The sequence below is a fragment of the Anaerostipes rhamnosivorans genome, from assembly GCF_005280655.1.
Lineage (GTDB): Bacteria > Bacillota > Clostridia > Lachnospirales > Lachnospiraceae > Anaerostipes > Anaerostipes rhamnosivorans.
This window is the reverse complement of the sequence record NZ_CP040058.1, coordinates 1,860,729-1,883,649: the sequence shown is the minus strand read 5'-3', so window position 1 is coordinate 1,883,649 and position 22,921 is coordinate 1,860,729. Positions and strand designations below refer to the sequence as shown.

The 22,921-nt window shown below is 46.1% G+C and carries 22 protein-coding genes, 1 pseudogene and 1 riboswitch; of the genes and pseudogenes, 14 read left to right on the top strand and 9 right to left on the bottom strand.

The features are described from left to right. Nucleotide 1 precedes the first annotated feature (1 nt). A complete protein-coding gene (locus AR1Y2_RS09325) occupies nucleotides 2–2,365 on the top strand; it encodes an ABC transporter permease (protein WP_137328719.1) in 2,364 nt (787 codons plus the stop codon). Nucleotides 2,366–2,939: 574 nt separating this feature from the next. On the opposite strand, the gene AR1Y2_RS09320 is transcribed toward AR1Y2_RS09325, so the two are convergent. The 3 genes from AR1Y2_RS09320 to AR1Y2_RS09310 form a co-directional block, all read right to left on the bottom strand. Further along, nucleotides 2,940–4,985: a HelD family protein gene (locus AR1Y2_RS09320; protein ID WP_137328718.1), complete on the bottom strand. Its 2,046-nt coding sequence runs from the start codon at nucleotides 4,983–4,985 to the stop codon at nucleotides 2,940–2,942. After that, the gene (locus AR1Y2_RS09315) at nucleotides 4,972–5,832 is read right to left on the bottom strand and encodes a helix-turn-helix domain-containing protein (protein WP_137328717.1); all 861 of its coding nucleotides are present in this window, start codon (nucleotides 5,830–5,832) and stop codon (nucleotides 4,972–4,974) included. Before AR1Y2_RS09315 ends, AR1Y2_RS09320 begins: the two co-directional genes overlap by 14 nt. A gap of 69 nt (nucleotides 5,833–5,901) precedes the next feature. Continuing rightward, entirely contained in the window at nucleotides 5,902–6,501 is a 600-nt protein-coding gene (locus AR1Y2_RS09310) for a nitroreductase family protein (RefSeq protein WP_137328716.1), read from the bottom strand. Nucleotides 6,502–6,631: 130 nt separating this feature from the next. Here AR1Y2_RS09310 and AR1Y2_RS09305 point away from each other — a divergent pair, with 130 nt between their 5' ends. Genes AR1Y2_RS09305 through AR1Y2_RS09295 form a run of 3 tightly spaced genes read left to right on the top strand, consistent with a single transcriptional unit; the run spans nucleotide 6,632 to nucleotide 10,193 of the window. Continuing rightward, the gene (locus tag AR1Y2_RS09305) at nucleotides 6,632–7,237 is read left to right on the top strand and encodes a TetR/AcrR family transcriptional regulator (protein WP_243118717.1); all 606 of its coding nucleotides are present in this window, start codon (nucleotides 6,632–6,634) and stop codon (nucleotides 7,235–7,237) included. Then, complete coding sequence (locus AR1Y2_RS09300) at nucleotides 7,234–7,935, top strand: ABC transporter ATP-binding protein (protein WP_137328715.1); 702 nt, start codon at nucleotides 7,234–7,236, stop codon at nucleotides 7,933–7,935. The genes AR1Y2_RS09305 and AR1Y2_RS09300 overlap by 4 nt, the downstream gene beginning before the upstream one ends. Continuing rightward, nucleotides 7,935–10,193, top strand: a complete 2,259-nt coding sequence (locus tag AR1Y2_RS09295) for an ABC transporter permease (protein ID WP_137328714.1) — start codon at nucleotides 7,935–7,937, stop codon at nucleotides 10,191–10,193. Before AR1Y2_RS09300 ends, AR1Y2_RS09295 begins: the two co-directional genes overlap by 1 nt. Nucleotides 10,194–10,304: 111 nt before the next feature. Here the strand turns inward: AR1Y2_RS09295 and AR1Y2_RS18330 are convergent, their stop codons facing one another. The 5 genes and pseudogenes from AR1Y2_RS18330 to AR1Y2_RS09275 form a co-directional block, all read right to left on the bottom strand. After that, entirely contained in the window at nucleotides 10,305–11,093 is a 789-nt protein-coding gene (locus tag AR1Y2_RS18330) for a sirohydrochlorin cobaltochelatase (RefSeq protein ID WP_243118905.1), read from the bottom strand. Nucleotides 11,094–11,408: 315 nt separating this feature from the next. Then, a pseudogene (locus AR1Y2_RS18325) lies at nucleotides 11,409–11,846 on the bottom strand (energy-coupling factor ABC transporter ATP-binding protein); the annotation flags it as partial. A 113-nt stretch (nucleotides 11,847–11,959) separates the two neighbouring features. Continuing rightward, nucleotides 11,960–12,733, bottom strand: coding sequence for a cobalt ECF transporter T component CbiQ (gene cbiQ / locus AR1Y2_RS09285; protein ID WP_137328712.1), 774 nt, complete (start codon nucleotides 12,731–12,733; stop codon nucleotides 11,960–11,962). Beyond that, nucleotides 12,723–13,055 carry an energy-coupling factor ABC transporter substrate-binding protein gene (locus AR1Y2_RS09280; RefSeq protein WP_137328711.1) on the bottom strand — a complete coding sequence of 111 codons (333 nt, stop codon included), beginning with the start codon at nucleotides 13,053–13,055 and terminating at the stop codon, nucleotides 12,723–12,725. The genes cbiQ and AR1Y2_RS09280 overlap by 11 nt, the downstream gene beginning before the upstream one ends. After that, complete coding sequence (locus AR1Y2_RS09275; RefSeq protein WP_137328710.1) at nucleotides 13,045–13,806, bottom strand: energy-coupling factor ABC transporter permease; 762 nt, start codon at nucleotides 13,804–13,806, stop codon at nucleotides 13,045–13,047. The genes AR1Y2_RS09280 and AR1Y2_RS09275 overlap by 11 nt, the downstream gene beginning before the upstream one ends. A gap of 149 nt (nucleotides 13,807–13,955) precedes the next feature. Next, nucleotides 13,956–14,139, bottom strand: a riboswitch (cobalamin riboswitch). Between the two features lie 64 nt (nucleotides 14,140–14,203). On the opposite strand from AR1Y2_RS09275, the gene cobA reads away from it, so the two are divergent. Both cobA and AR1Y2_RS09265 read left to right on the top strand, forming a co-directional pair. Continuing rightward, nucleotides 14,204–15,721 carry a uroporphyrinogen-III C-methyltransferase gene (gene cobA / locus AR1Y2_RS09270; RefSeq protein WP_137328709.1) on the top strand — a complete coding sequence of 506 codons (1,518 nt, stop codon included), beginning with the start codon at nucleotides 14,204–14,206 and terminating at the stop codon, nucleotides 15,719–15,721. Beyond that, nucleotides 15,714–15,989 (top strand): cysteine-rich small domain-containing protein, encoded by a 276-nt coding sequence (locus AR1Y2_RS09265; RefSeq protein WP_137328708.1) that lies wholly within the window; start codon nucleotides 15,714–15,716, stop codon nucleotides 15,987–15,989. Before cobA ends, AR1Y2_RS09265 begins: the two co-directional genes overlap by 8 nt. Here the strand turns inward: AR1Y2_RS09265 and AR1Y2_RS17795 are convergent. Beyond that, complete coding sequence (locus tag AR1Y2_RS17795) at nucleotides 15,983–16,504, bottom strand: DUF305 domain-containing protein (protein ID WP_175403627.1); 522 nt, start codon at nucleotides 16,502–16,504, stop codon at nucleotides 15,983–15,985. The two genes, AR1Y2_RS09265 and AR1Y2_RS17795, sit on opposite strands and share 7 nt — an antisense overlap. Nucleotides 16,505–16,911: 407 nt before the next feature. On the opposite strand from AR1Y2_RS17795, the gene AR1Y2_RS09255 reads away from it, so the two are divergent. From AR1Y2_RS09255 to AR1Y2_RS09220, 8 genes are all read left to right on the top strand, one after another. After that, nucleotides 16,912–17,250, top strand: a complete 339-nt coding sequence (locus AR1Y2_RS09255; protein WP_137328706.1) for a helix-turn-helix domain-containing protein — start codon at nucleotides 16,912–16,914, stop codon at nucleotides 17,248–17,250. A gap of 110 nt (nucleotides 17,251–17,360) precedes the next feature. After that, on the top strand, nucleotides 17,361–17,615 hold the full coding sequence (locus AR1Y2_RS09250; protein WP_137328705.1) for a hypothetical protein: 255 nt from the start codon (nucleotides 17,361–17,363) through the stop codon (nucleotides 17,613–17,615). A 112-nt stretch (nucleotides 17,616–17,727) separates the two neighbouring features. Beyond that, nucleotides 17,728–18,372, top strand: a complete 645-nt coding sequence (locus AR1Y2_RS09245) for a ribonuclease H1 domain-containing protein (RefSeq protein ID WP_137328704.1) — start codon at nucleotides 17,728–17,730, stop codon at nucleotides 18,370–18,372. A gap of 24 nt (nucleotides 18,373–18,396) precedes the next feature. Next, nucleotides 18,397–19,059, top strand: coding sequence for an HAD family hydrolase (locus tag AR1Y2_RS09240; protein ID WP_137328703.1), 663 nt, complete (start codon nucleotides 18,397–18,399; stop codon nucleotides 19,057–19,059). A gap of 116 nt (nucleotides 19,060–19,175) precedes the next feature. Then, nucleotides 19,176–19,487: a hypothetical protein gene (locus AR1Y2_RS09235; protein ID WP_137328702.1), complete on the top strand. Its 312-nt coding sequence runs from the start codon at nucleotides 19,176–19,178 to the stop codon at nucleotides 19,485–19,487. A 3-nt stretch (nucleotides 19,488–19,490) separates the two neighbouring features. Beyond that, nucleotides 19,491–20,540, top strand: coding sequence for a V0D/AC39 family V-type ATPase subunit (locus AR1Y2_RS09230; protein WP_137328701.1), 1,050 nt, complete (start codon nucleotides 19,491–19,493; stop codon nucleotides 20,538–20,540). Next, entirely contained in the window at nucleotides 20,537–22,498 is a 1,962-nt protein-coding gene (locus AR1Y2_RS09225) for a V-type ATP synthase subunit I (protein WP_137328700.1), read from the top strand. Before AR1Y2_RS09230 ends, AR1Y2_RS09225 begins: the two co-directional genes overlap by 4 nt. Further along, on the top strand, nucleotides 22,495–22,920 hold the full coding sequence (locus AR1Y2_RS09220) for an ATP synthase subunit C (protein ID WP_137328699.1): 426 nt from the start codon (nucleotides 22,495–22,497) through the stop codon (nucleotides 22,918–22,920). Before AR1Y2_RS09225 ends, AR1Y2_RS09220 begins: the two co-directional genes overlap by 4 nt. Nucleotide 22,921 lies beyond the last annotated feature (1 nt).

Genomic DNA, 22,921 nt, shown 5'->3' with positions numbered 1-22,921 from the left:
CATGGGTATCTTTATGGTCATAAAAAATGATATCCGCAAGCGAAAAAGCCAGACGGTGATTCTGATTCTTTTAAGCCTGCTGATCACCCTTTTGATGACCACAGCAGTATCCGTTCTGTGGCAGAGCAGGGAACAGTATGACCTTATGGCACGGAAGGTAAATGCCCCGGAAGTCATCAATATTTTTACAAAGCAACAAAAACCAGAGGCGGAAAAAGTCTATCAGAAGCTTAAAAAACAAACAGAAACCAAAAGTGTGCAGAAGGAAGATATTCTTTTGCTCGGCCAGGACAACAATGTCAGATTCGGCGGGAACAAATGGTTTTCAAACGGGATCATCATCCGTGCGGTTCCTGGGCAGTATACCTTGACAGAGGGCAACCTGCATAGAAAAGGAATTTTTGTTCCTGTATCCTTACAGTCTTCAGAGCAGTTAAAGCTGCAGGATGATGTAACGCTGCAGATGTCGGGGCAGAAAAAGAAGTATCCGATTGCTGGATTTTTTGAGGATCCCTTTCTGGGAGGAGCCATGACCGGATATAAGCAGCTGTTCCTGGATCAGGAGACCTTCCGTGAACTAATGAAATCACCGGGAGCCCAGCACTATCAGGCTTCTCTGGTCAGCCTTTGGACGAAGGCGCATGCCGGCACAACTTTTACTGACCGGATAAAAACTTTGAATGAAAAGACAGGGTTTTCCAGAACCGGTTCTCTGTATATGGAAAGCTCAATGATGAAGATGTCATCCATGATTCTTACGGATATTTTTATGGGACTGATCTTTCTGTTCAGCCTTCTTTTATTGGTTATCATGCTCATTACCATCCGGTATCTGATTGCCTCATCTCTGGAGGATGATTATAAGGAAATCGGTGTTCTCAATGCACTGGGTTACTCAAAAAGGACGCTGGTGTCGGGGAAGAGGTTGTATATGATACTTTTATTTATGCTTGGTGGTGCAGGCGGATGTATCGGATCGGTATTTACCGTATCCCCGCTGGCCAGGTATGCCATGGACGGTTCAGGGATCTTATGGCACGGCGGTGTCCGCCCAGTACCAGTCCTGGCCTCTGTGACTGTTATGGCAGTATTTGTGCTGCTGGTTTCCTGGCTCAGCCTTAAAAGAATTTATAAGCTTTCTACGATACAGGCGATCCGCAATGGGAAGGAAGATATTTATTTTAAAAAGAGATATCAGGTTCCCATGGAGCGTTTAACAGTCCTTCCGCTGCCGTTTCGAATGGCAGTGAAAAATGTATCCGTCCGTCTGCCTCAATATATGCTTTTAATCATAGTGTGTGGTTTTATGGTTTTTTCATTGGTCAGCATTTCTGCACTGAACGAAAATATGAAGGATATTAAAAAGACAGCGGCGTTGTTTGGAAATACAGACTCTGATATTTCCGTGTCTGAGACGTTTACGCCGGGTACAAAGGAAAACGACAGTTTTGAGGAATTTATGAAGACCATGGAGCAGGAAAAGGATGTCCAGTCTGTTTATTCGTCAGAGCATGAATACGTGGATATGGACGGGCAGAAAATGCTCTTGTCCGTGATCAGCAGGTTTACTGACGGAAATTATCAGGAGCCGCTTGATGGGCGGATCCCGAAGTATGATAACGAGATGATGCTGACGGAAATTTCGTCAAAATATCTCTCAAAGAATATTGGGGATACGGTGCAGATCACTTATGAGGGAAAAGAGAAGAAGTACCTGGTGGTCGGCTTGTATCAGTCCAGCAACGATGGAGGAAAAATTGGATGTATGACTGTTGAAGGATTTCGAAAGATTTTCTCTGGATACAAGTACCATTCTTGTGAGATTCTTTTGAAGGATCAGTCAAAAGAACAAAAAGTGATAAAGAGGATTGGGCAGATAGGAAGGAAAAACGGACTTGATTTGAAGATAGAAAGTGTCAGAGACCAGGTGGAAGAGATGATGTCAGATATCCAGAATGGAATTTTGGCCTTGGTTGTCCTGTTTTACGTCTTATGTCTCTGTATGTCGGGTTTCATCACATTTCTTCTGTCTATGACATTCTTAAAACAGCAGAAGCGCGATCTGGCTATCCAGAGAAGTCTTGGGTATTCAGTCCGTCAGCTGAGGCTTCAGTTTGCATTGGGCTTTGGAATCATTGGGCTTTCTGGGGCTCTGCTAGGGGTACTGTCTGTGGGGCTTTTAACAAACCGTATGTTTGGTGCTTTATTTGGCAGTATAGGGATTACAAAATTTCATGCGGAGATTACAGCAGCGGGGATTGTAACTCCTGTGATTTCTCTGACGGTATTTTTGATCGCTTTTTCCTATTTGATATCCAGAGTGATAAAGAAATATGGGGTCAGACAGCTGTCAGAGGATGTGTAATAAGTTTAAGCGTAACAAGATGATTATTTTTGTAAAAGAGTAACAGCAGTAAGAATACTATGACAAGCAGGGGCAGTAAGAGCCCCTGCTTAGTCTTGAGAAGGATTAATTTGTAATCCTGTACAAGAGTAACATATGTTCAGGAAATAATACAATCAGCATACCAAGCAGTAGGAAAACTATATAGCTTAATACAGGGTACTTTCTTGATATATGTCTATCATAATTAGTATGATAAAATACTTTTGTTTTAATAAACCGTCCAGGAAAGATATTGAACAAATATCAATTCCTGTGTTTTCAGCAGAAGTAGTTTATTTTTTAACATTATAATATGGAATGTTATGCAATAGATCTGAATAGGAAAAATAGGATGTGAGAAAACACGAACTGGACTACTTAACTACTACAAAGAATCATTGTATGCAGATAAACAGAACTTTTGGAGAATGAAACCGGCTGATGGGTCTTTCAGAGATTTGTTGAGTTAAAAGAGAGCATAACGGCGACAGACAACAGCCTGCCGCCGGGGTGAATTATTTTTCTTGTTATTCTTTCTAGATTATCTTAAAACTTAATCAGTCTTAACAAAAGGAGACAACTCATCTACATACATAAGGGTCAGCCGGTGCATTGCCCTAGTGCAGGCGATATACAGCAGATTCCTGTCATAGTCTGTGCGATAAGAGGAACTATCCGCATCAGGAATAAGGACTTCATCAAATTCCAGTCCTTTTGCCATCTGTACAGAAGTGACGGAGATTCCATTATGAAAAGTAGAACTTTCCGGTGAAATCAAGTGCAGGTCAAATTCTTTGGAGAGGATATCGTACAGTGTTTTTGCTTCTGTGTTTGTTTTAGCGATCAGACCGAGAGACATAGCTCCGCTTTTTTCAAAGCTTGAGAGTAGCTTTTTTATCTGATTCATCTTATCCCTGTTGTCACAGCACGCAGTTATGACTGGCTTTTCACCGTGCCGTTTTACAGCTTCCAGGGAGGGATTGTCCTGGAGCTGCTTTGCAAATGATATGATCTCATAGGTAGAGCGGTAGCTTTTGTTAAGCATGACAAATTCCGCGTCATGATACAGCAGGCGGAGATCCTCAAGTGTGTGGAGATGATCTGGGTTCAGTGACTGCCCAAAGTCACCGAGGATCGTTTTGGGACAGGGAAACAAGAGATTGATGACCGCATACTGAACAGGGGTATAATCCTGCATTTCGTCTATGACCAGATGCCTGGTGATCTTGCTTTCTTTTAATCCTTCAAAAGCAGCGGTTAGGTAGAGGTATGGAAAGACGTCTGCCCACTCCAAGGTCCTTTTCGATGGAAGGACTAACATACTTGGTTTCTTTAGACTTTTATAAAAGTCCCTGTATAATGCCAGGCTGTTTTTAATGGTAAGCATGGAAGTCAGGTTTTTTAAGACGGCCCCTGTCCTTGGAATTTCATCCTTCATGATGTTTTCAGAGGCAAATAGATCGCAGATATCGTCAGCGATCATCTTAAGCCGCTGTTTTACTGGATGTTTTTCATATGCGCGGAACCGTTTTTGTATCCATTCTTTCTTTGCGGTAAAGCCGCCAAAAGAATAATCGGAGGGCTGAAAGACGGTATCCGGCAGCTTTTTGATATACGCATCCAGAAGCTGTTTAAATCCTATAGTAGATTTAAACCGGGTTCTCTGATGATATTCATCATGGTCCGGATCCAGAGGGTCCCGTTCCGGTTCAAAACCAACGGTCTGTCCCAGCTGTATTTCTGCCAGATCAGAAAAGGCCAGTTCAAAGATCGGCTCTTCTCCAAGTTCAGGGATGACATTGGAGATATAATCGCCAAAAACTTTGTTGGGAGAGAGGATGGTGACATTTCTTGCACTGAGCTGATGTTTCAGCCGGTACAGCAGAAAGGCAATCCGGTGCAGGGCAATGGATGTTTTGCCGGATCCGGCAACTCCCTGGATGATGAGAGTGTGGGCATGTTCGTTCCGGATGATCTGATTTTGTTCCTTTTGGATTGTTGAAATGATGGATTTCATTTTTTCGCTGGACGTCCGGCTCAGTTCTCTCTGGAGAACATCGTCCTGAATATTAGAGGAGCTCTCGATGGCATATTCCATGAAACCGTCCTTGATACAAAACTGCCGTTTCTTTGTCAACTCTCCGTCTATTCTGCCTGCCGGTGCCTCATAACCTGCCGGGCCCGGCTCGCAGTCATAAAACATGCCGGATATGGGGGCACGCCAGTCAAAGATCAGCAGCTCATATCCATGGCGGAAGGAAAAACGTCCGATATAGTATGAAAAGGACTCTTGACTTCCTGTTTCCCGAAAATCGATCCGGGCAAAGTAGGGAGAATCTTTCAGTTTCGCCAGTCTTAAGCATACCTCCGCGGCAAAGGCCCCTGTCTGGTCAGCCTGTTTCAGCAGCAGTTCCGTTTGGAACATCTCATTGGGATCGATTTCTCCGCGGGCATCCGACATATATTGTCTGGTATTCGTATACTGCCGCTCCATTCTTCCGGCGGACGCCTCTGCGTCCTGGAGTGCAGCATCCAGCCTGGACTGGATCATGGCAAGGTGTTCAAGCTCATCGGGAAATACGGTGTCATGACTCTTCATGTTCTGAATCCTCCTGCTTCAAAATAAATTTCTGTGTGGGATAACCAAACTCCACAAGCAGTTCCGCCTCCGCAAATCCCAGCTCTTGTATCTCCCGGCGCTGTCCGGTATCTGCCTTGTCTCCTGCCCGGTAGGTTGTGATACTTAAGTCTTTCTCTTTTACCAGTTCCCCCATGACTTTAGAAAGGAGTGCTCTGGGAATGCCCATATTCCGGTAGAGGGGATGGCAGCCCATAAAATCAATACTTCCGTTTTCATGAGAAAACAGCAGAATGCCGGCTGCCGCAGCGCCGTCCTTAAGAATCAGTGCTTCCCCGGAGCAGATGCGGGATTGTAATACATCCAGATATTCCTCTTCGTGTAGATGAGGAAAACCGTCGATCACAAGACGGACCAGATCCATCCAGCACGGAATGTCTTCTTCTGAGGCAAAAGAAATATCCCAGTGGGGCTTATTTTCATGTTTCGGCATGGACAGACTCCCTTCAAATTCAAATCGCAGTGACAGAGGATAAAATCTCTCATTTTCTCTGAATCTCCGGGGCGACATTTTGTACATGGCGACAAAAGCGTCGGTGAATGCCTGCTGGCTTTCATATCCTGCAAGCAGTGCGATGTCAAGGATAGGCTGATCAGAAAAGACCAACAGTTTTGCGGCCTCCGTAAGCCTTCGTCTCTGAAGATAATCATGGATGGTAAGCCCAACCGTGTTTGTAAACATACGGTGAAGATGGTATTTTGAATAATGAACCGCCTTTGCCACCGTGTCCAGATCCAATTTTTCAGTCAAATGATCTTCTATGTAATCAATGACTGATTTGATATTTTCAAGTTTATTGTTTGACATATTGAATCCTCCTTTCAAAACACGATTATATCTATACCAGGCAGATATTTTTTCATATATCTTGCTCTTTTATGTTTCTCTCCACTCTGTGATCTCATCCATAGGGTTTCTGGACCGGGCATCTGGGGCCTCATCTGCATATCCGAGGGCCAATGCGGCGTACAGCTGGCCGTTTTTATCTGTACAAAGCCAATTGGACAGCTCTTCATAGGCAAAGAAAATATCACAGATCCACAGGCTTCCAAGTCCCAGTCCGGTGGCAGCCAGGGTCATATTCTGGATTGCCGCGCCGATGGACTGTGCATTGCATATTTCATAGATCCGGTCCTCCGCGGATAGCGGCTTTGACAGATCAAGACCGAGGCTGTTTGTGATAAAGATGATCACAGGTGCCTGTTCCATAATGTGCAGCGTGTGTATGGCTCCGTCCAGATGCTTCCTGCTGTTGGGGAGCATCGGGTCGGCAGCTTCCCTGGAAAGTCCCAGGCTCATTTGCGCCAGCATATCCGTTTTTGCAGCCCCATAGACTACGGTAAACTTCCATGGCTGTCTGTTTTTTGACGACGGGGCAAGGATTCCGGCCTGTATCACTTGTTGAATCATATGTTTTGGCACGGTGGCAGGCCGATATTTCCGGATGCTCCGCCTTTTTTCTATCATATCTGACATATTGGTTCCTCCTTTTTTATTCCATTATGATTATACGTCAATAATGATCACTTGATAAGTTTTGATTTTTATAAGCACGATCGAGTTGTAAGGAACAGGGAAACTGGATATGATGGACCTGGGAGGTAGAATGATGCAGATAAAAAAAGAAGAAATCAGAGAAACAATCTTAGAGGCGGCACAGGAAGAATTTCTGATCCATGGCTACGAAGGGGCCTCCATGAGAGTGATCGCAAAGAAAGCAAATACAACCATCGGCAATATTTATCATTATTATGACAGCAAGGAGGCCATCCTGGAAGAAATGCTGAAGGAGCCTATAAAAGGGCTGCATAAGCTTGTGAAGCAGCATTTTGAAAGAGAACAGCGGGTTTACACCTTGGAGGAGATCGAAGAGGCATTTTCGCAGATGGAGGACGTCGTTAAAGTAATGGAAGAGACGGAGCTTCAGTATATAATGGACAAACGGCTTCTCATCTTGTTTGACCTGAAAACAACACGTTTTTCAAAAGTCAAAGAACACTTTATCGGGCAGTTTAAGGAACATATGGCATGGCATCTGGGACTTGATGACAGCGATTCCCCGTATGTGGATATTATCACGGAAATGTTTATTGCCTGCATCCGGCATGTACTTTTGCAGCACCAGGATTCCATAGAGGCCCAGAAAGAATTCATCAAAGTTTTCCGTATGCTCTGCGCGGGATTAGTCGTTAATCAGGAGGATAAGCCATGAAACAATTGGAATTTGGCCATGTGAATAAGATCTATCATACAGGAACCAGGGAGACTTATGCATTAAAAGATGTCTCTTTTTCCGTCCGTCAGGGAGAGTTCACAGTGATTCTGGGGCCCAGCGGAGCGGGAAAGTCAACCATCTTAAACATTCTTGGTGGGATTGACACGGCAGACGGAGGGACTGTCATAGTTTCAGGGCAGGATATCACCGGTCTGGGAGAGAGGGAGCTGTCCCGGTACCGGGCAGAAAAGGTCGGGTTTGTTTTTCAGTTCTATAATCTGATCCCCACTCTGACGGTCAGCGAAAATGTAGCTTTAATGGGAGAACTGAAAAAGGGCTCTATCCCTGCAAAAGAAGCATTAGATCGAGTGGGACTTCGGGGCCATGAACATAAATTTCCTGACCAGCTGTCAGGGGGAGAGCAGCAGAGGGTTTCCATCGCCAGGGCGATTGCCAAGAATCCGGAGATTCTTCTGTGTGATGAACCCACCGGGGCTCTGGACAGTGAGACAGGCTGCCTGGTGCTGGAGCAGCTGTGGAGGCTCTGCAGGGAAGATAAGAAAACAACACTGATCGTCACTCATAATGCCGGCATAGCACAGGCGGCAGATAAAGTCATATACGTTAAAAACGGAGAAATCACAGACATAAGGATAAATCCGTCTCCTCTTAAGATAAGTGAGGTGGAGTGGTAATGCTTTTGATCAAAAAGACATTTCGTGATATCAGAAAGAATAGAGTGCAGTTTCTGGCTATTTTTCTCATGATGTTTTTTGGCTGTTTTCTATTTTCCGGCATCACAGGAGAGTGGAACGGCCTTAAGACCAGCTGGAAGTCTTACATAGACCGGCAGGAGCTGGCGGACCAGTGGGCTTACAAAAAAGCCTTCTCCAAAGCAGAGTTAGAGAAGCTCAAAAGCGATAAGCGGGTGGAAAAAGCAGAAGGCCGTCTGTTTCTCCCGATGAATCTTGAAGGAAAGGATAAAACATCCATAGACTGCTATTTTGCGCAGACAAATATGGTATCCAGGCTTTATATAAAATCTGGGGAAGCGTTTAACAGCTCGAAAAAGGGAATCTGGCTGGATGAATTGTTTGCCAGAGAAAACGGCTATAAAACAGGTGATATGATGACCGTGGTCCAGGGAAATCGAAAGGTGTCCGGAAGGATTCTTGGACTGGTTTTAAGCCCGGAATATATCTACAGCGCAGGAAAGGGCACCATGGCACCCGACCACAAAAACAGCGGATTTGCATGGATCAGCCCAAAGCTGTTTCCTGTGTCCGGACAGCTTCCTTATAATCAGGTCGCACTGAAAGCAAACAAACCTTATAAAGGGCAGAAGCTGGCCGGAAAGATCCTTGGAGCTGATGGAATGACGGAAGTGCTGGAAAAAGATCATCCAGCGGTGTCCATGATCACTGATGAGATCAGACAGCACCAGTCCATCGGAGATATTTTTTCCGGAGCCTTTCTTTTCATGGCCTTTATGATCACGGTGACTACCATGCACAGAATGCTGAAAAATCAGAGAACACAGATTGGGATTTTGAAAGCGCTTGGATTTTCAAAGAAAAAGCTTACACTCCATTATCTGACCCACAGCCTGCTGATCTGTGCTGCCGGTGTTGGACTGGGCTATATTTTAGGATACAGGATACTTCCAGAGCTAATCTACCGGTTTTTAAAAGAGATGTATGTACTGCCCCGCTGGGAGGGAAGTCTTCCGGCATCATTTGCGGTGCTGCCTGTGGGATGTATTTTTCTCTGTCTGGGCATCAGCTTGTTTGTCTGCCAGAATTATTTAAGGGGAACAGCGGCGGAAAGTCTTGGAGGGGAGGTACCGTCTAAGAGCAGGAAGAATTCCATGAGGCTTCCCCAAAAGCTGTCTTTCTCCAGCCGGTGGAATTTGAGGGATATCAGCAGGAACCGTCTCAGGGGTTTTATGACTTTATGCGGCATCCTTGGATGTACGGCTCTGTTGTTCTGTGCCTTTTCTCTGTATGATACCTTTACAAATCTTTCAGACTGGACCTTTCACAGACAGCAGTCCTACCAGTGTAAGATCACAGATCTGCCGGACAAAAAGGGGAAGAAGGATCTGTTGCAAAAGACGGACGGAGAATATCTAATGGAGGGGACTGCCTCTATTAAAAAAAATGGAAAACAGGAGGAGGTGAGTTTAACCGTCCAGGAGTCAGCCAAGTATCTCCGACTGGCAGTGAAGCTTGACCAGTTTACAGAGATCAGGGATGGGATCGCTGTGTCAAAAAAGACCGCAGATCAATTGAAAATCAAAAAAGGGGATACCGTTGTGTGGAAGGTATCCGGAGAGAAAAAAGAGATCCGCTCCAAAGTACGGGCAGTTATACGGACACCATCCACCCAGGGGATCACGGTGATGAGATCTGATTTCCAGAAAAGCGGTATGGCTTTTAGACCCACGGCAGTCATTGGGAAAATATCGGAGAACGGATTCGGAAAATATAAAAAGCAATGTACAGTTTCCCAGCAGAAGGATCTGACAAAAAGTATGGATGACCTGATGGCGGGTATGGTGATGATGATCGGCATCCTGGTGTTTGGCGCCGTGCTTCTCGGCAGTGTCATGCTGTACAATCTGGGTGTTCTCTCTTATCTGGAAAGATACCGTGAGTTTGCCACTCTAAAGGTCCTTGGATTTCAGGACAGCCAGATCCGGACCATCATGGTTCAGCAAAATGTATGGATTTGTGCGGCCGGGATTCTTCTGGGGCTGCCGGCGGGATATGGACTGCTCTGTTATATGCTCTCCACAGTCCAGGAATCCATGGATATCCCGGTTTATATCCGGTGGAGTTCCTGGCTGCTTAGTGCTGTCGGAACCCTAGTTTTATCTTGGCTCATAAGCCGTGTGGTATCGAGAAAAATACCTGGCATTTCTATGGCAGAGGCGTTGAAGTTAAAAGAATGACGGATCCGTATAGATCAGAAAGTGCTGTCGCACTAAGTACTATCAAATCAAACTTCCGCTGGATGTAGAAATTTTGATCCCGGCAGATGATCCGGTCCGGATACGTTGGTGCTAAAGAACCGCTTCCTCTGCGTGGGTTACAAACAGTTCTCTGACGCCGGGATATTCCCCGAGGCCTTTCATGACGCACTCTGTCTTTAGGCCCTCGGACAGAAACTGGCTATACCAGGAATCCGGGTCATCTCCGGCCATATCGTGTCTGGCATGGTCACCGGCCACAATCATAAAAGGTGCAAGGATCACTCTTTCCGGCTGGAATTCTTTTACCATCCGCATAAGGGACTGCATGCTGGGGAAGGCTTCCACGGTGCCCAGGAAAATGTTTTTATATCCCATATCTTTGAATCGGTAATCTAAAGCTGCATAGACCGTGTTGGCATAGTGGGTGGTCCCGTGCCCCATGAGCACCAGAGCATCCCGGTCAGACATCCAGGAAAACTCAGATGCCACAGCCTTCACCATGGTCTCATTGTCTGACTCAGATGTAAGAAGAGGTGCTCCAAATGAGATGGAATGGAAAGAATCTCTATGGGATTCGGCATCCTCTTTCATCTGGTCGTTCTCCACTCCGTTTATTACATGGGTGGGCTGGATGACCACGTCGGTGATGCCATCTGCTTTCATCCGCTCCATAGCTTCGGAAACGGTATCAATATGCAGGCCGTCCCTCTTTCTGATCTTTTCGATGATCATGCGGCTGGTCCACGCCCGGTAAATCTTATGTTCCGGAAAGTGTGTTTCCAGTGTCTGTTCAATCGCCTCAATAGTCTTTTTTCTTGTATCTTCATAGCTCGTACCGAAACTGACAGCTAAGATCGCTTTCTTTTTGATATGATGCATTGTTTTTCCTCCGTAGACGGGAACTCTCTGAATTCCTTCGATGATATGTTCCAGTTCTGAAAGATTTCTGGGAACCGGAGTTTTGGCGCTTATGATTTCCTTCCGGCACAGGCTTTCGAACATGGCAAGTACAGCCGGCTGGAAGAGATTTGCAGCCTTAAGGGCTGTGTGGTCAGCGAACACTTCCTCAGGGGCTCCGGATATGAGAACCCGGCCCTGGTGAAACAGAATCACTTCATCGGCCCATGAGAAGGCATAGTCGGAGTCATGGGTTGACAAAAGGACAGTGATTCCAGCGTCTGTCATCCGGTCGATGATCTTGTTCACAAGGGAAGTATGTTTGGGATCCAGGGCCGCTGCAGGTTCATCCAGGATCACGATGTCAGGATGCATCACAAGGATATCAGCGATGGCAACCTGTTTTTTCTGTCCCCCGCTCAAGGCGTGGGTGGGCCGGTCTTGAAACTCTGTAATATCCAGCTCCTCCATGATCGTTTCTGTTTCTCTTAAAGCCGTCTCATTGTCAGCCCCGAGATTTAAGATGCCAAAGGAGATTTCCTGGCGGACACTGGCTGAAAACAGCTGGTTATCGGGATCCTGAAATACGATGCCGACCCGGCTTCTCAGAGCCAGCAGGCTCTTTTTGTCATAGGAATATGGGGTGCCGCAAAAAGACAGCGTACCTTTCTGTGGCCTTAAGATTCCGTTGAGGCAGAGAAAAAAAGTTGATTTGCCGGATCCGTTGGCGCCCATGACCGCAATCTTTTTCCCCTGCTTTATTTCCAGAGAAAGTCCGTTTAGAGCCGGCTGCTCCTCTCCTTCATAGGTGTAACACAGATTTTGTGCTTTTATGATAGATTCTTTTTTCATCCGTATATTTTCCTTCCTATTATGAGAAACAGTAGAACAAGTTCAAATATGACAATATAAATGATCTCTTTCTTTTTCGGCGGGTATTCCTCCAGAAGAACCCGTATGGTCCCATCATAGCATCTGGATTCCATGGCATCGTATAATCTGGCTGAACGCTTCATAGCCCGGATCAACAGGGCCGAGGCCATGCCCCCGAAGGAATGGAGGGCTGTCTTAAAGTTCCGGTTGGAAAGCCTTGCTTCCTGGGAGGTTCTGATGGCAGAAGCCTCCGACATCAGGATAAAGATAAACCGGTAAATGAGCAGAAACAGTTCTATGAACAGGGACGGACAGTGAAGTTTTTTAAGAATGTTTACCAGGTCAGTGACCGGAGTGCTGAGGGATAAAAAATACAGGCAGGATACTGCGGAAAGGGCAGAGAGAATCAGCCTGAAACCAAAGATCAGAGAACTGGTGCTCCCAGTTATATAGTAGGAACCTGCCGGAACTGCATAAGCATCCAAAGGGGTTTTAGAGATATTGACGAGGATTGCCAGTGTGCTCAGGAGTAGGAAAGCCGCAGGGACCCGCAAAAGCTTTCCATACTGGCGCAGCGGGATACCGCCCTTTTTTACGGTCAGCCATCCGCAGCTAAAAAGGACCAGGACAGAGGCTGCCAGGGACCTGCTGAGGATACAGAGTAGAAGTGTTGTCATGGAAAAACAGAATTTTTCCATGACATTTACTTTTCTCAACCTGGACCGGTAGCAGTACTTGTCAATCAGCATTTTCTGCTGCCCCAGTTCCGGAGAGAAGGCGTTTGCGTTCCCTTAAACGTCCCAAGTTATAGGCGATGATCCCAACCCCGATCCCAGTCTGTACACAGAACAGGAGGCTTTCCACTTCGCCTGGAAGTTCACCGTCGATAAAGGTTTCCAGTACAGGAGTGAACCAAGGCTGATATTCTTTCCCTTCGATCTTTGATATCATGACACTTCCGGCATCGTCAGAGCCGCCGAATTCAGCTCCCTTTAAGGCAAACAGAGGGACCACGGCGATGAACGCAGCCAGCGCAAGCAGGAGGATGACTTTTTTCTTATCACTTTTCATATGCTTGTCCCTCCTTGATGAAGTTGAGGAGTTTAAGCTCGGGGCGTGCGTAGGATTCCAGCGCAATGATGATCACGACAGTCAGAATCCCTTCCACAATGGCAAGGGGGAGCTGAGTCGGAGCAAATACCCCGAGAAATTTCAGCGCAGAAGCCATAAATCCGCCCTGTTCTGACGGATATGCCAAAGCCAGCTGAATACTCGTTATGCAGTATGTAAAAATATCTCCCAGCATAGCGGCGAAAAAGACACTGACCCGTCGGTTCAGTCCGAATTTTTTACAGAGCTTATAGATGCCGAAGGATAAGAACGGGCCTGCGATGGCCATGGAAAAGGTATTGGCGCCAAGGGTCGTCAATCCGCCGTGGGCCAGAAGAACTGCCTGGAAGATCAGTACGATGATACCCAAGATGCTGACAGCGGCAGGCCCGAATAAAATGGCTCCAAGACCGGTACCGGTCATATGGGAACAACTGCCTGTGACGGAAGGAATCTTTAACGAAGAAATGACGAAGATGAATGCCCCTGACATAGCCAATATGGTCATCAGCCGCCGGTCTTTACGGACCGTTTTCTTGATGGAGAGAAATCCTGCGGCTAAAAACGGCAGGCTTAATGCTCCCCAGGCAATACAGAATTTGGGAGGAAGGTATCCCTCCATGATGTGCATGGCGTTTGCTGTGGGGCCGAAGCCGAAGATAACAGCTGCCGCCAATGCAGCGGTTACAAGGATCTTTTGTGAGTTTTTCATGTTTGCTCCTTTCGATTCACAAATGTGTTTCAGCGGAAACATACACCGCTAAAAACGCCAGTAAAAACTGACGCACCGAATATAAGCGCAGGAGGGTGCGAATCCTCCGACGGTAATATTCTACACTGGCTGTCTTTCGCAGCTTCAGTGTAAATCGCATGCTTACGGCAGGTCTTCTGACTCAGGCCTCACTGCGGCATTTCGCCTTCCCGGTTTCCCAGTGACATGATTGAAATGCAGCTCTTCCTATACAGCGGCGGGACCGTGCGGGATTCTCACCCGCTTTCCTATTCTCCTTCCAAAAGAAAGGCACCTGTAAACATTCAATTTCTCCCATTTTATCGAGTTGTTAGAACCTTGTCAATATGCTATGATGGAAAATAAAAGGAGGGTAATGATGAAGACAGGAAAAGTATGGCTTGCCGGTGCAGGACCGGGAGCAGTTGGTTTGTTGACTATAAAGGCAGCGGAAGTATTAAAAACAGCGGACGTGATCGTCTATGACAGCCTGGTGGGCCCCGAAGTATTGTCATCGCTTCCCAGACAGGCAAAATATATTTATGTAGGGAAACGTGCTGGATGCCATACAATGACACAGGAAGAAATCAATCAGATACTGCTTTCTGAGGCGAAAAAAGGAAATTATGTGGTTCGGTTGAAAGGGGGAGATCCCTTTATGTTTGGCAGGGGAGGAGAGGAATTGGAACTGCTGAGACAGCATAACATTCCGTTTGAGGTCATTCCAGGGATCACATCTCCCGTTGCGGTGCCGGAATACAATGGAATCCCGGTAACCCACCGGGACATAAGCTCTTCCTTACATATCATTACGGGGCATAAAAAGGCCGGCGCCGAATATGATATTGATTTTGAAGCGCTCGTGAGGACAAAAGGAACCCTGGTATTTCTAATGGGAATCTCATCCCTTCCGGATATTATAAAGTCCCTCACAAAAGCTGGGATGAATTCTGAGATGCCGGCAGCAGTGCTCTCAAAGGGAACGACAGCAGGGCAGAAAAGAGTTTTGTCAACTCTTTCTGGATTGGAGGATGCCGTGCGCCGAAGCAGGATCGAAACCCCTGCGGTCATTGTAGTGGGAGAGGTCTGTAAGCTTTCAGAAGAGTTTGCCTGGTATGAGGACCTTCCCCTGGCAGGGTGCCGTATTCTTTTGACCCGTCCAAGGGATCTCATTTCAAGGACTGCGGCCATGTTTCGGGAAAAGGGGGCGGAAGTACTTGAAATGCCCTCAATATTGATTAAGCCAAAAGAAGATCAAAGCATGCTCTCTTCAGCACTGGACAAAATAAGCTCTTATGATTGGATCGTTTTTACAAGCCCAGGTGGAGTCAGGATTTTCTTTGAAGAATTGAGAAAACAAAAGAGAGATATCCGTATTCTTGGCGGCTGTAAGATTGCTGCCATCGGAGCGGGGACAAATCGTGCGTTAGAAGAAAGAGGACTATTTTGTGACTTGATGCCGGAGATCTACGACGGAGTTTCCCTAGGCAGGGCGCTTTTTGACGTTCTGTCCGGAGGGGAACATATCCTGATCCCGCGCGCGGCTTTAGGAAACCAGGAACTGATCCGGATTCTTGAGGGCAAACCGGATATCAGAGTGGATGATGTGGCGGTTTATGAGACCTGCCATGAAAGATGGCAGTTGGTTCCTGTAAAAGAAATGATCGAGAACGGAGAGATCAGCTGGGCTGTCTTTACCAGTGCCTCTACTGTGCGCGGCTTTGCCAAAGCTCTGCCGGACACCGGTATCAAAGGCTTGAAAGCGGCCTGTATCGGGGAGCAGACAGCCAAAGCGGCAAGATCTCTTGGTATGGATGTGTATGTAGCTGACAAGGCAGACATCGAAAGTCTGGTCCGCCTTGTGATCAAGCAGCAGAAGGGAGGGAGACATGGCTAAAAAATCAAAGAACTATCAGTTTTTTAGCCATAGGGATTGTGAGTTTTTCCCTTGTCACGAAACGGACGACCCTGACAATTTTAACTGTCTGTTTTGTTATTGCCCGCTTTATATGCTTGGAAAAGACTGTGGCGGCAATTTTAGATATCAAAACGGTATAAAAGACTGCAGCCATTGCATGGTGCCTCACAAAAGAGACAATTATGACGATATCATCGGAAAGTTTTCCGAAATAACTGCCGCCATGAAGAAAGGCGGATCTCAGTGATGAGAATGGTTCCTTTCTTTTAAAACCACGTTCATCTTACGAATCTCTGCCTGTTGTGTTTTTATGATATTCTTGGCCAGTTTGGTGACATCCTTTTGTTTTGTATATTTAAGGATCAGTTCTGACATATCTACCGCCATCTGATGGTGTTCGATCATACCTTCTGCAAAGGCTTCATCAATGGATGAGGCGTCTGCGGATGAGGTATGACCGGAATGGGATTGGTGAAACATCTGCCGGTACTCCTTCATATAAGAGGATGACCTGCTTCTTGAGTGGTTCTTGCTGCTGTCCAGTTTTTGGATCAGAGTCTGCATCTGTTTGATCTCATCCTTCTGTACTGTGATGATATCCTCCGCAAGCGGCTTTAATGTTTTTTGGTCCCCGCCATGTTTGAGATAGCTTTCAGCCATGGCGACTGCAGATTCGTGGTGGGGGATCATTCCTTCTAGAAAATCAACAGCCTCATTTTCTGATACAGGTATATCTAACATATCCTTCATCATTTTTTCCATAATAGTATCCTGGTCTTTCCTATATAACGAGAGACTCTCAACGGAAGCATTCTTCGAGTTTTTAAAATTGAAGGCTATGGCCCATGCTGCAATGATAACAGCAAAGACTGCTATTCCAATAACCCAAAAATTAATTCTCTTTTTCATATTCTGCTCCTTTCTTCCATAATTATGTTTAGTATGGTTGATTGGAGGCAGAATTATGCGCGACAAAATTCGACATAATGAGAGGAAGTATGAACCTCTCCGCCTGCTGTGTATGCTAAAAGGTACATGAACATACATTTCGGCATCTAGTGGAACAGGAACCCTTTTGTATATAATGAAATGCATGTATTAAAAACTAGTGTGATCAGGCTGTGAAAGGATATGAGAGAGAGAAAATAAGACCGATTGGAACCATACATATGGAACGCAGATTGTTGGGTAAGAGGATCAACCAGATTCGGAAGGAGAGAGGGCTGACTTCCGAAGCTCTTTCAGAAATTTGTGATGTCAATGCAGGGCACATCAGGCAGATAGAATCAGGGATCAGGCTGCCAAGTCTGCCTTTGTTCGTCAAAATATGCCGGGCGTTGAAAACGGCACCAAACGAAATTTTGAAAGATCAGTTTGATCCGGAAATTATTGAAAGCGAAAGCAAACTTCTCCTGAAGGTGGAGAATCTGACACCGAAACAAAAACGGATTTTATCAGATTTGTTGGACACTTTCAATAAAAGCATGAAGGGAGAATCTGTCGAATAGAGACGGATTCCTTCCTTTTATGTCTGTCGAAAAGAATAGACTTTTTCAGTATTTTGCTATAATCTAAGAGTATGAGCTGTGTTACTTTTTAGATGATAAAAGGAGCAAATATGAAATATATGTCTGAAGTTTTTTTAGAGTTGCTTGGAAATGATTTTAGCACAGAAAACGTAAAAAAGACAGCGGCAGCCGTTGGGAAGTTACTAAACGATCGGACAACGGAGCTGAGCGGGCAGGAAGCCAGAGATCTATGGGATGTGATGAAAGAGTTCTCCTATCTGATCGATGACTGCTCTGTAAAGCAGAAGGTCTTGTCCAAGGCAAACGCTACATACAGTTTTTCTGTAAATTTGTCGAATAACTAAAACTTCATCTCTTATTATCAAATATCGACAATCAGACAGGGGGCATCTGTACTTTCAGATGTCTCCTGTTTCTGTTATAATGAAAGTGATAGAAAAAATGGAGGACTAGAACGTGGCAAATAAATATTATGCAGTAAAACAAGGACGGACCCCTGGGATTTACCGTACATGGAAGGAGTGCCAGGCACAGACTTCCGGGTTTGCATGTGCCCAGTTTAAGAGTTTCCCGACGATGGAGGAGGCGCAGGCCTTTCTTGACTCTTCGTTAGGACAGGCCATGGAGATCGATGAGCATACTCTGACCGCTTATGTAGATGGAAGTTATGACCATAGCAGGAAAGAATACTCATACGGTATGGTGCTGAAGGAGAAGGATGGGGAGCTGTATTTTGCGGAGAAGTATGCGGATCCGGCGCTGGCCTCAATGAGGAACGTGGCCGGGGAGATCAAGGGAGCTGAAAAGGCTATGAGATATGCCGCTGACAGCGGTTATGAGAAGCTGGCGGTCTATTACGACTATGAAGGCATTGCAAAGTGGTGCACCGGTGAGTGGAAGACCAAAAAAGAAGGAACAGCCGCCTACAAAAGATTCTATGACGGGATCAAAGACCGGCTTCAAGTGAGGTTCGTCAAGGTCAAAGGACATTCCAATGACGAATACAACGATATGGCAGATATGCTGGCAAAGTCCGCCCTTGGGATCGGCGACGGAAGTTTTGTTCCAAAAGGGGACGGCCAGTGGGTTAAGCAAACATAGACCAGATAAAAAGAGAGGTAGAAGATGTTGGCAATCTTGTTCGATGTGGATGACACTCTTTATGATGTGTCAATCCCGTTTTGTGCTGCCTGTGACCAAGTTTTTAGAGAGAAGTATCCCGTATCTTCCATGGAGTTATTCCTGGCCGGAAGAAAGCATGATATCCCGGTGGTGGACCGAATCCGGAAGGCATTCCTGTCTTATGGCCTCCAGCTTACACAGGCAGAAGTGATGCAGTTTCATGATGTCTACCGTATTGAGCAGACAAAGATCAGGCTTACGGAGGAAAGCAGGGAAATACTGGACTTCTGCCGTGAGAGAGACATATTTATAGGAGTGATCACAAACGGATTTTCACGGCCTCAGTGGAACAAAGTGAAACAGCTTGGGCTGGAAAAGTGGATTCCCAAAGATCGGATCATTGTCTCAGGAGACGAGGGGGTACGTAAGCCGGATCCAGAGATTTTTGAACTTGCCCAAAAACGGTTCGGGCTGGACCGGAAAGAGACGTGGTTTATCGGGGATACTTACGCCACAGATATTTCCGGGGCCATAAAAGCCGGATGGAACAATATCTGGTTCAACCGGAGACGAGATGAGCTTCCGGAAAAGGGAAAGCAGCCGGACTTTATGGTTTCGGACGAACGGCAGTTATTGCACATATTAAAAACAGAGTGTGCCAGTTAAAACTAAGTTTCGCATCTGAAAAGCAGGAAAAATATCCTTAGCTTTTCAGATGTTTTTTTTATATAGAAGGTGTATAATGGAGAGAAATAAAAGGACTGCAAAAAGGGGGCGTAAAGATGGATTCCATTGTAAAAAAACTGACGGAGATTGAGAATGCCGCTGCCGCCATCATAAGACATGCAGACGAGCAGAAAAAAGAGCTGGAACAGGAGATGTGGCAGAAACAAAAACAGTTTGATGAAGCATTAAAGGCGGAGACAAAACAGCGGCTTTCGGGTACCTCTGATGAGGTGGAGAGACAGCTGTCAGAAGAAAAAGCCCGCTTAAGAAAGGAACAGGAGGCAAAGATCCAGGGGCTTATGGCGGAGTATGAACGAAGAGGGGACCAGTATGCCAGGGAGATCGTAAAAAGGATCAGCGAGGTATAGCCTATGGGAAGCATGATAAAATACAGTGCCATGGTCACGAAGATAAGGGCTATGAGCGCAAAACTGCTGAAGGAAGAAGATTTTAAAATGCTGTCAGAGCTTGGAAGTGTCCCAGAGGTAGTCAGCCGTCTGAAAGGATTTCCTGCCTACCGGGATATCTTGTCAGTTCTGGATGATACGGATCTTCATCGGGGGAAGATTGAAAAGGTGCTGATACAGCCCTTGTATGAGGATTATACCAAGCTTTATAGGTTTTCGGGGCTGGAGCAGAGGAGATTTTTGAAGTTGTATCTGAAACGGTACGAGGTGGAGTTGATCAATTACTGTTTCCGCATTATTTTTAATCATTATCAGAAACCCTTTGACCTGGATTATAAAAAGCAGTTTTTTGACCAATATTCCCAGATTTCCATTGACCGCCTGATCAGGGCAGAGAATATCAGAGAGCTGGTGGAAGCCCTCAGGGATACAGAGTATGGTACGCCTCTGTCAAAACTTGTAGAGGCAGGGGCCTCGGAGTTGTTTGATTATGATCTGGCCCTAAACCTATATTATTTTTCATCAGTATGGAAAGAAAAGAAAAAGATCCTTAAAAAGAAAGAACTTGAGATCTTTACAAAAGAAGCGGGCACACAGATCGATCTGTTAAATCTGCAGTGGATCTACCGCTCCAAAAAATATTACGATATGCAGCCTGCGGATATTTATGCGCTGCTGATTCCGATCCATTTTCATATTCCCACAGAAGATTTAAAGAAACTGACCGAAGTTTCGGGGATCAAGGAGTTCAGCGCAGTGGTGTTTGGCGGGTACTATGGAAAACGGTACCGCATGGAGGAAGTAGACTCCATCGAATACATGTATAGAGAATGCCTTCACCGTCTTTATTTGACAGAGAGAAGGAGGGATCCCTATTCCATCGCAAGCCTCACGGCGTATCTTTTCTATAAAGAGGAAGAGATACAGAGGCTGATCACCATTATGGAACGTGTCCGGTACGGCCTGCCCCCTGAACCTGCGGCGGGTTATGTGAAAGGAGTGATCGGCATATGATTGTGAAAATGAAATTTATAACGATTACGGGTCCAAAACACGATATCGACCGGGTCACCAACGACTATCTGTCAAAGTATGAGATCCAGCTGGAGAATGCATTGTCAGAATTAAAAACGGTTGACAACCTGCAGCCATTTACGGAGTCCAATCCTTATAAAAAGGCACTGGAGGAGGCGGACAGGTTTGCCGGGCTTCTGACCCAAAAAAAAGAGGACTATCTTCCGGAGCTGACTTCTGACCAGGCCCTGAGGACCATAAGCCAGGCAGGAAAGATTTTTAATGATTTTAAGGCAAAAAAGGAAGCTCTGGAACTGGAGGAGAAGAACCTGACGGAACGGATGAAGATGATCGAGCCGTTCAGACCCATGCAGTTTGTCCTGCGGGAAGTCTTTCATTACAAGTTTGTTAAGTTCCGGTTTGGACGGGTGCCCTTAGAGTATTTTGAAAAGATGCTGGAATTCATCAGACAGAATCCAGACGTAATTTTTGTTGAGGGAGTACAGAACAACAGCTATGGATATGGGGTGTATTTTACTTCCCGGTCCAAGTCTGAGCAAATTGACGCCATTTTTAAGTCTCTTCACTTTGAACGGATTTTTATTCCAGATGAATTTGTTGGAACCCCGGAGGAAGCCTTCGTCGATCTGGACAAGAAGCTCAAGATTCTCACCGCAGAAAAGGAGAAGCTTAATGGAAAGATGGCTGCGGCTCTAAACGAAAGTGCCGGTAAGATCTATGCCGCCAGAGAGTTGATCGCCACATTGTCTGCTAATTTTGATGTGAGAAAGATGGCGGCCTGTGTGGAGGATAAGCACGAGAACTTCTATATTATATGCGGGTGGATGTCTGAGGAAGATGTAAAAAACTTTTCAGAAGATATCAAAAATGACCGCAGGCTGTTTTTGATGGTGGAGGATGAGCACGAGGACTACTTTGGAGAGCCACCCACAAAGCTTGACAACCCCAAGGTTTTAAAACCCTTTGAGATGTTTGTGAAAATGTACGGTCTGCCGTCCCACAATGAGATTGATCCGACCATCTTTATTGCAATGACATATCCACTGATCTTTGGTATCATGTTCGGTGACCTGGGGCAGGGATTATGCCTATTTGCTGGCGGTCTGCTGCTCTACCTTATGAAAAAGATAGATCTGGCGGGGATCATTGCCGCGGCCGGCGCCTGTTCTGCCTTTTTTGGCTGGATGTACGGCAGTTTCTTTGGATTTGAAAACGTCATACAGGCCAGATGGCTGAAACCTCAGGAAGCCATGATGAATGTTCCCGGCATCGGGAAAATGAATACTGTGTTTGTGGCAGCCATTGTGTTTGGAATGTTTTTGATTCTTCTGACCATGATCCTCCACATCGTGTTTTCAGCACGTTCCGGAAATCTGGGAGAATCTTTGTTCGGGGCCAGCGGAGCTGCAGGGCTGGTATTTTATGGGTCTGCCGTTCTGGCGATCTTTTTGTTTGCCACAGGGCGCAGGCTGCCCGGTGCCGTCATACTGACTGTCATGTTCGGCATCCCGCTGCTGCTCATTGCGTTAAAAGAACCGCTTTCTGCCCTGGCGAAAAAGCACAAGCCGGAGATGCAGGAAGGGCGTCTTATGTTTTTAGTACAGGCATTTTTTGAATTATTCGAGACTCTGCTCAGCTATTTTTCCAACACACTGTCTTTCGTACGGATCGGCGCGTTTGCTGTCAGCCACGGGGCAATGATGGGCGTGGTCATGATGCTCTCAGGAGCCGAGGCAGGACATATCAACTGGGCCGTGATCGTATTCGGCAATCTGTTTGTCTGCCTTATGGAGGGGCTGATCGTAGGCATTCAGGTACTGAGGCTTGAGTATTATGAAATATTCAGCCGTTTTTATCAGGGGGGCGGAAAGGAGTTCAAGCCGTACAGGCATAGAAAAAAACAGGATATCACAGATCAAAGGAGGTCATCATTATGAATACATTGACAAAATTAGTACTGGTTGCGGCTTTACTCTTAAGTGTCATCATACCGTTTGGCTATTTTTTGCTGGGGAAGAGAAAGAAGTCCAGATATAAAAAAGCTCTCGGCATCAATGTTTTCGCTTTTTTCGGCACGCTGCTCATCGCCGCGGTCATCATGCTGTATCCCGACAGGGTTCAGGCAGCACAGGCTGCCCAGAATTCTTCCGCGGGCATCGGCTATCTGGCGGCAGCGCTTTCCACGGGACTTTCCGGTATCGGCGGAGGGATCGCTGTTGCCAGCGCAGCCAGTGCGGCATTGGGCGCTATAAGTGAGGACAGCAGCATATTCGGTAAATCTTTGATCTTTGCAGGGCTGGCTGAAGGCATCTGCCTATATGGGCTGGTCATCGCCTTTATGATCCTGGGAAAGCTGTGAG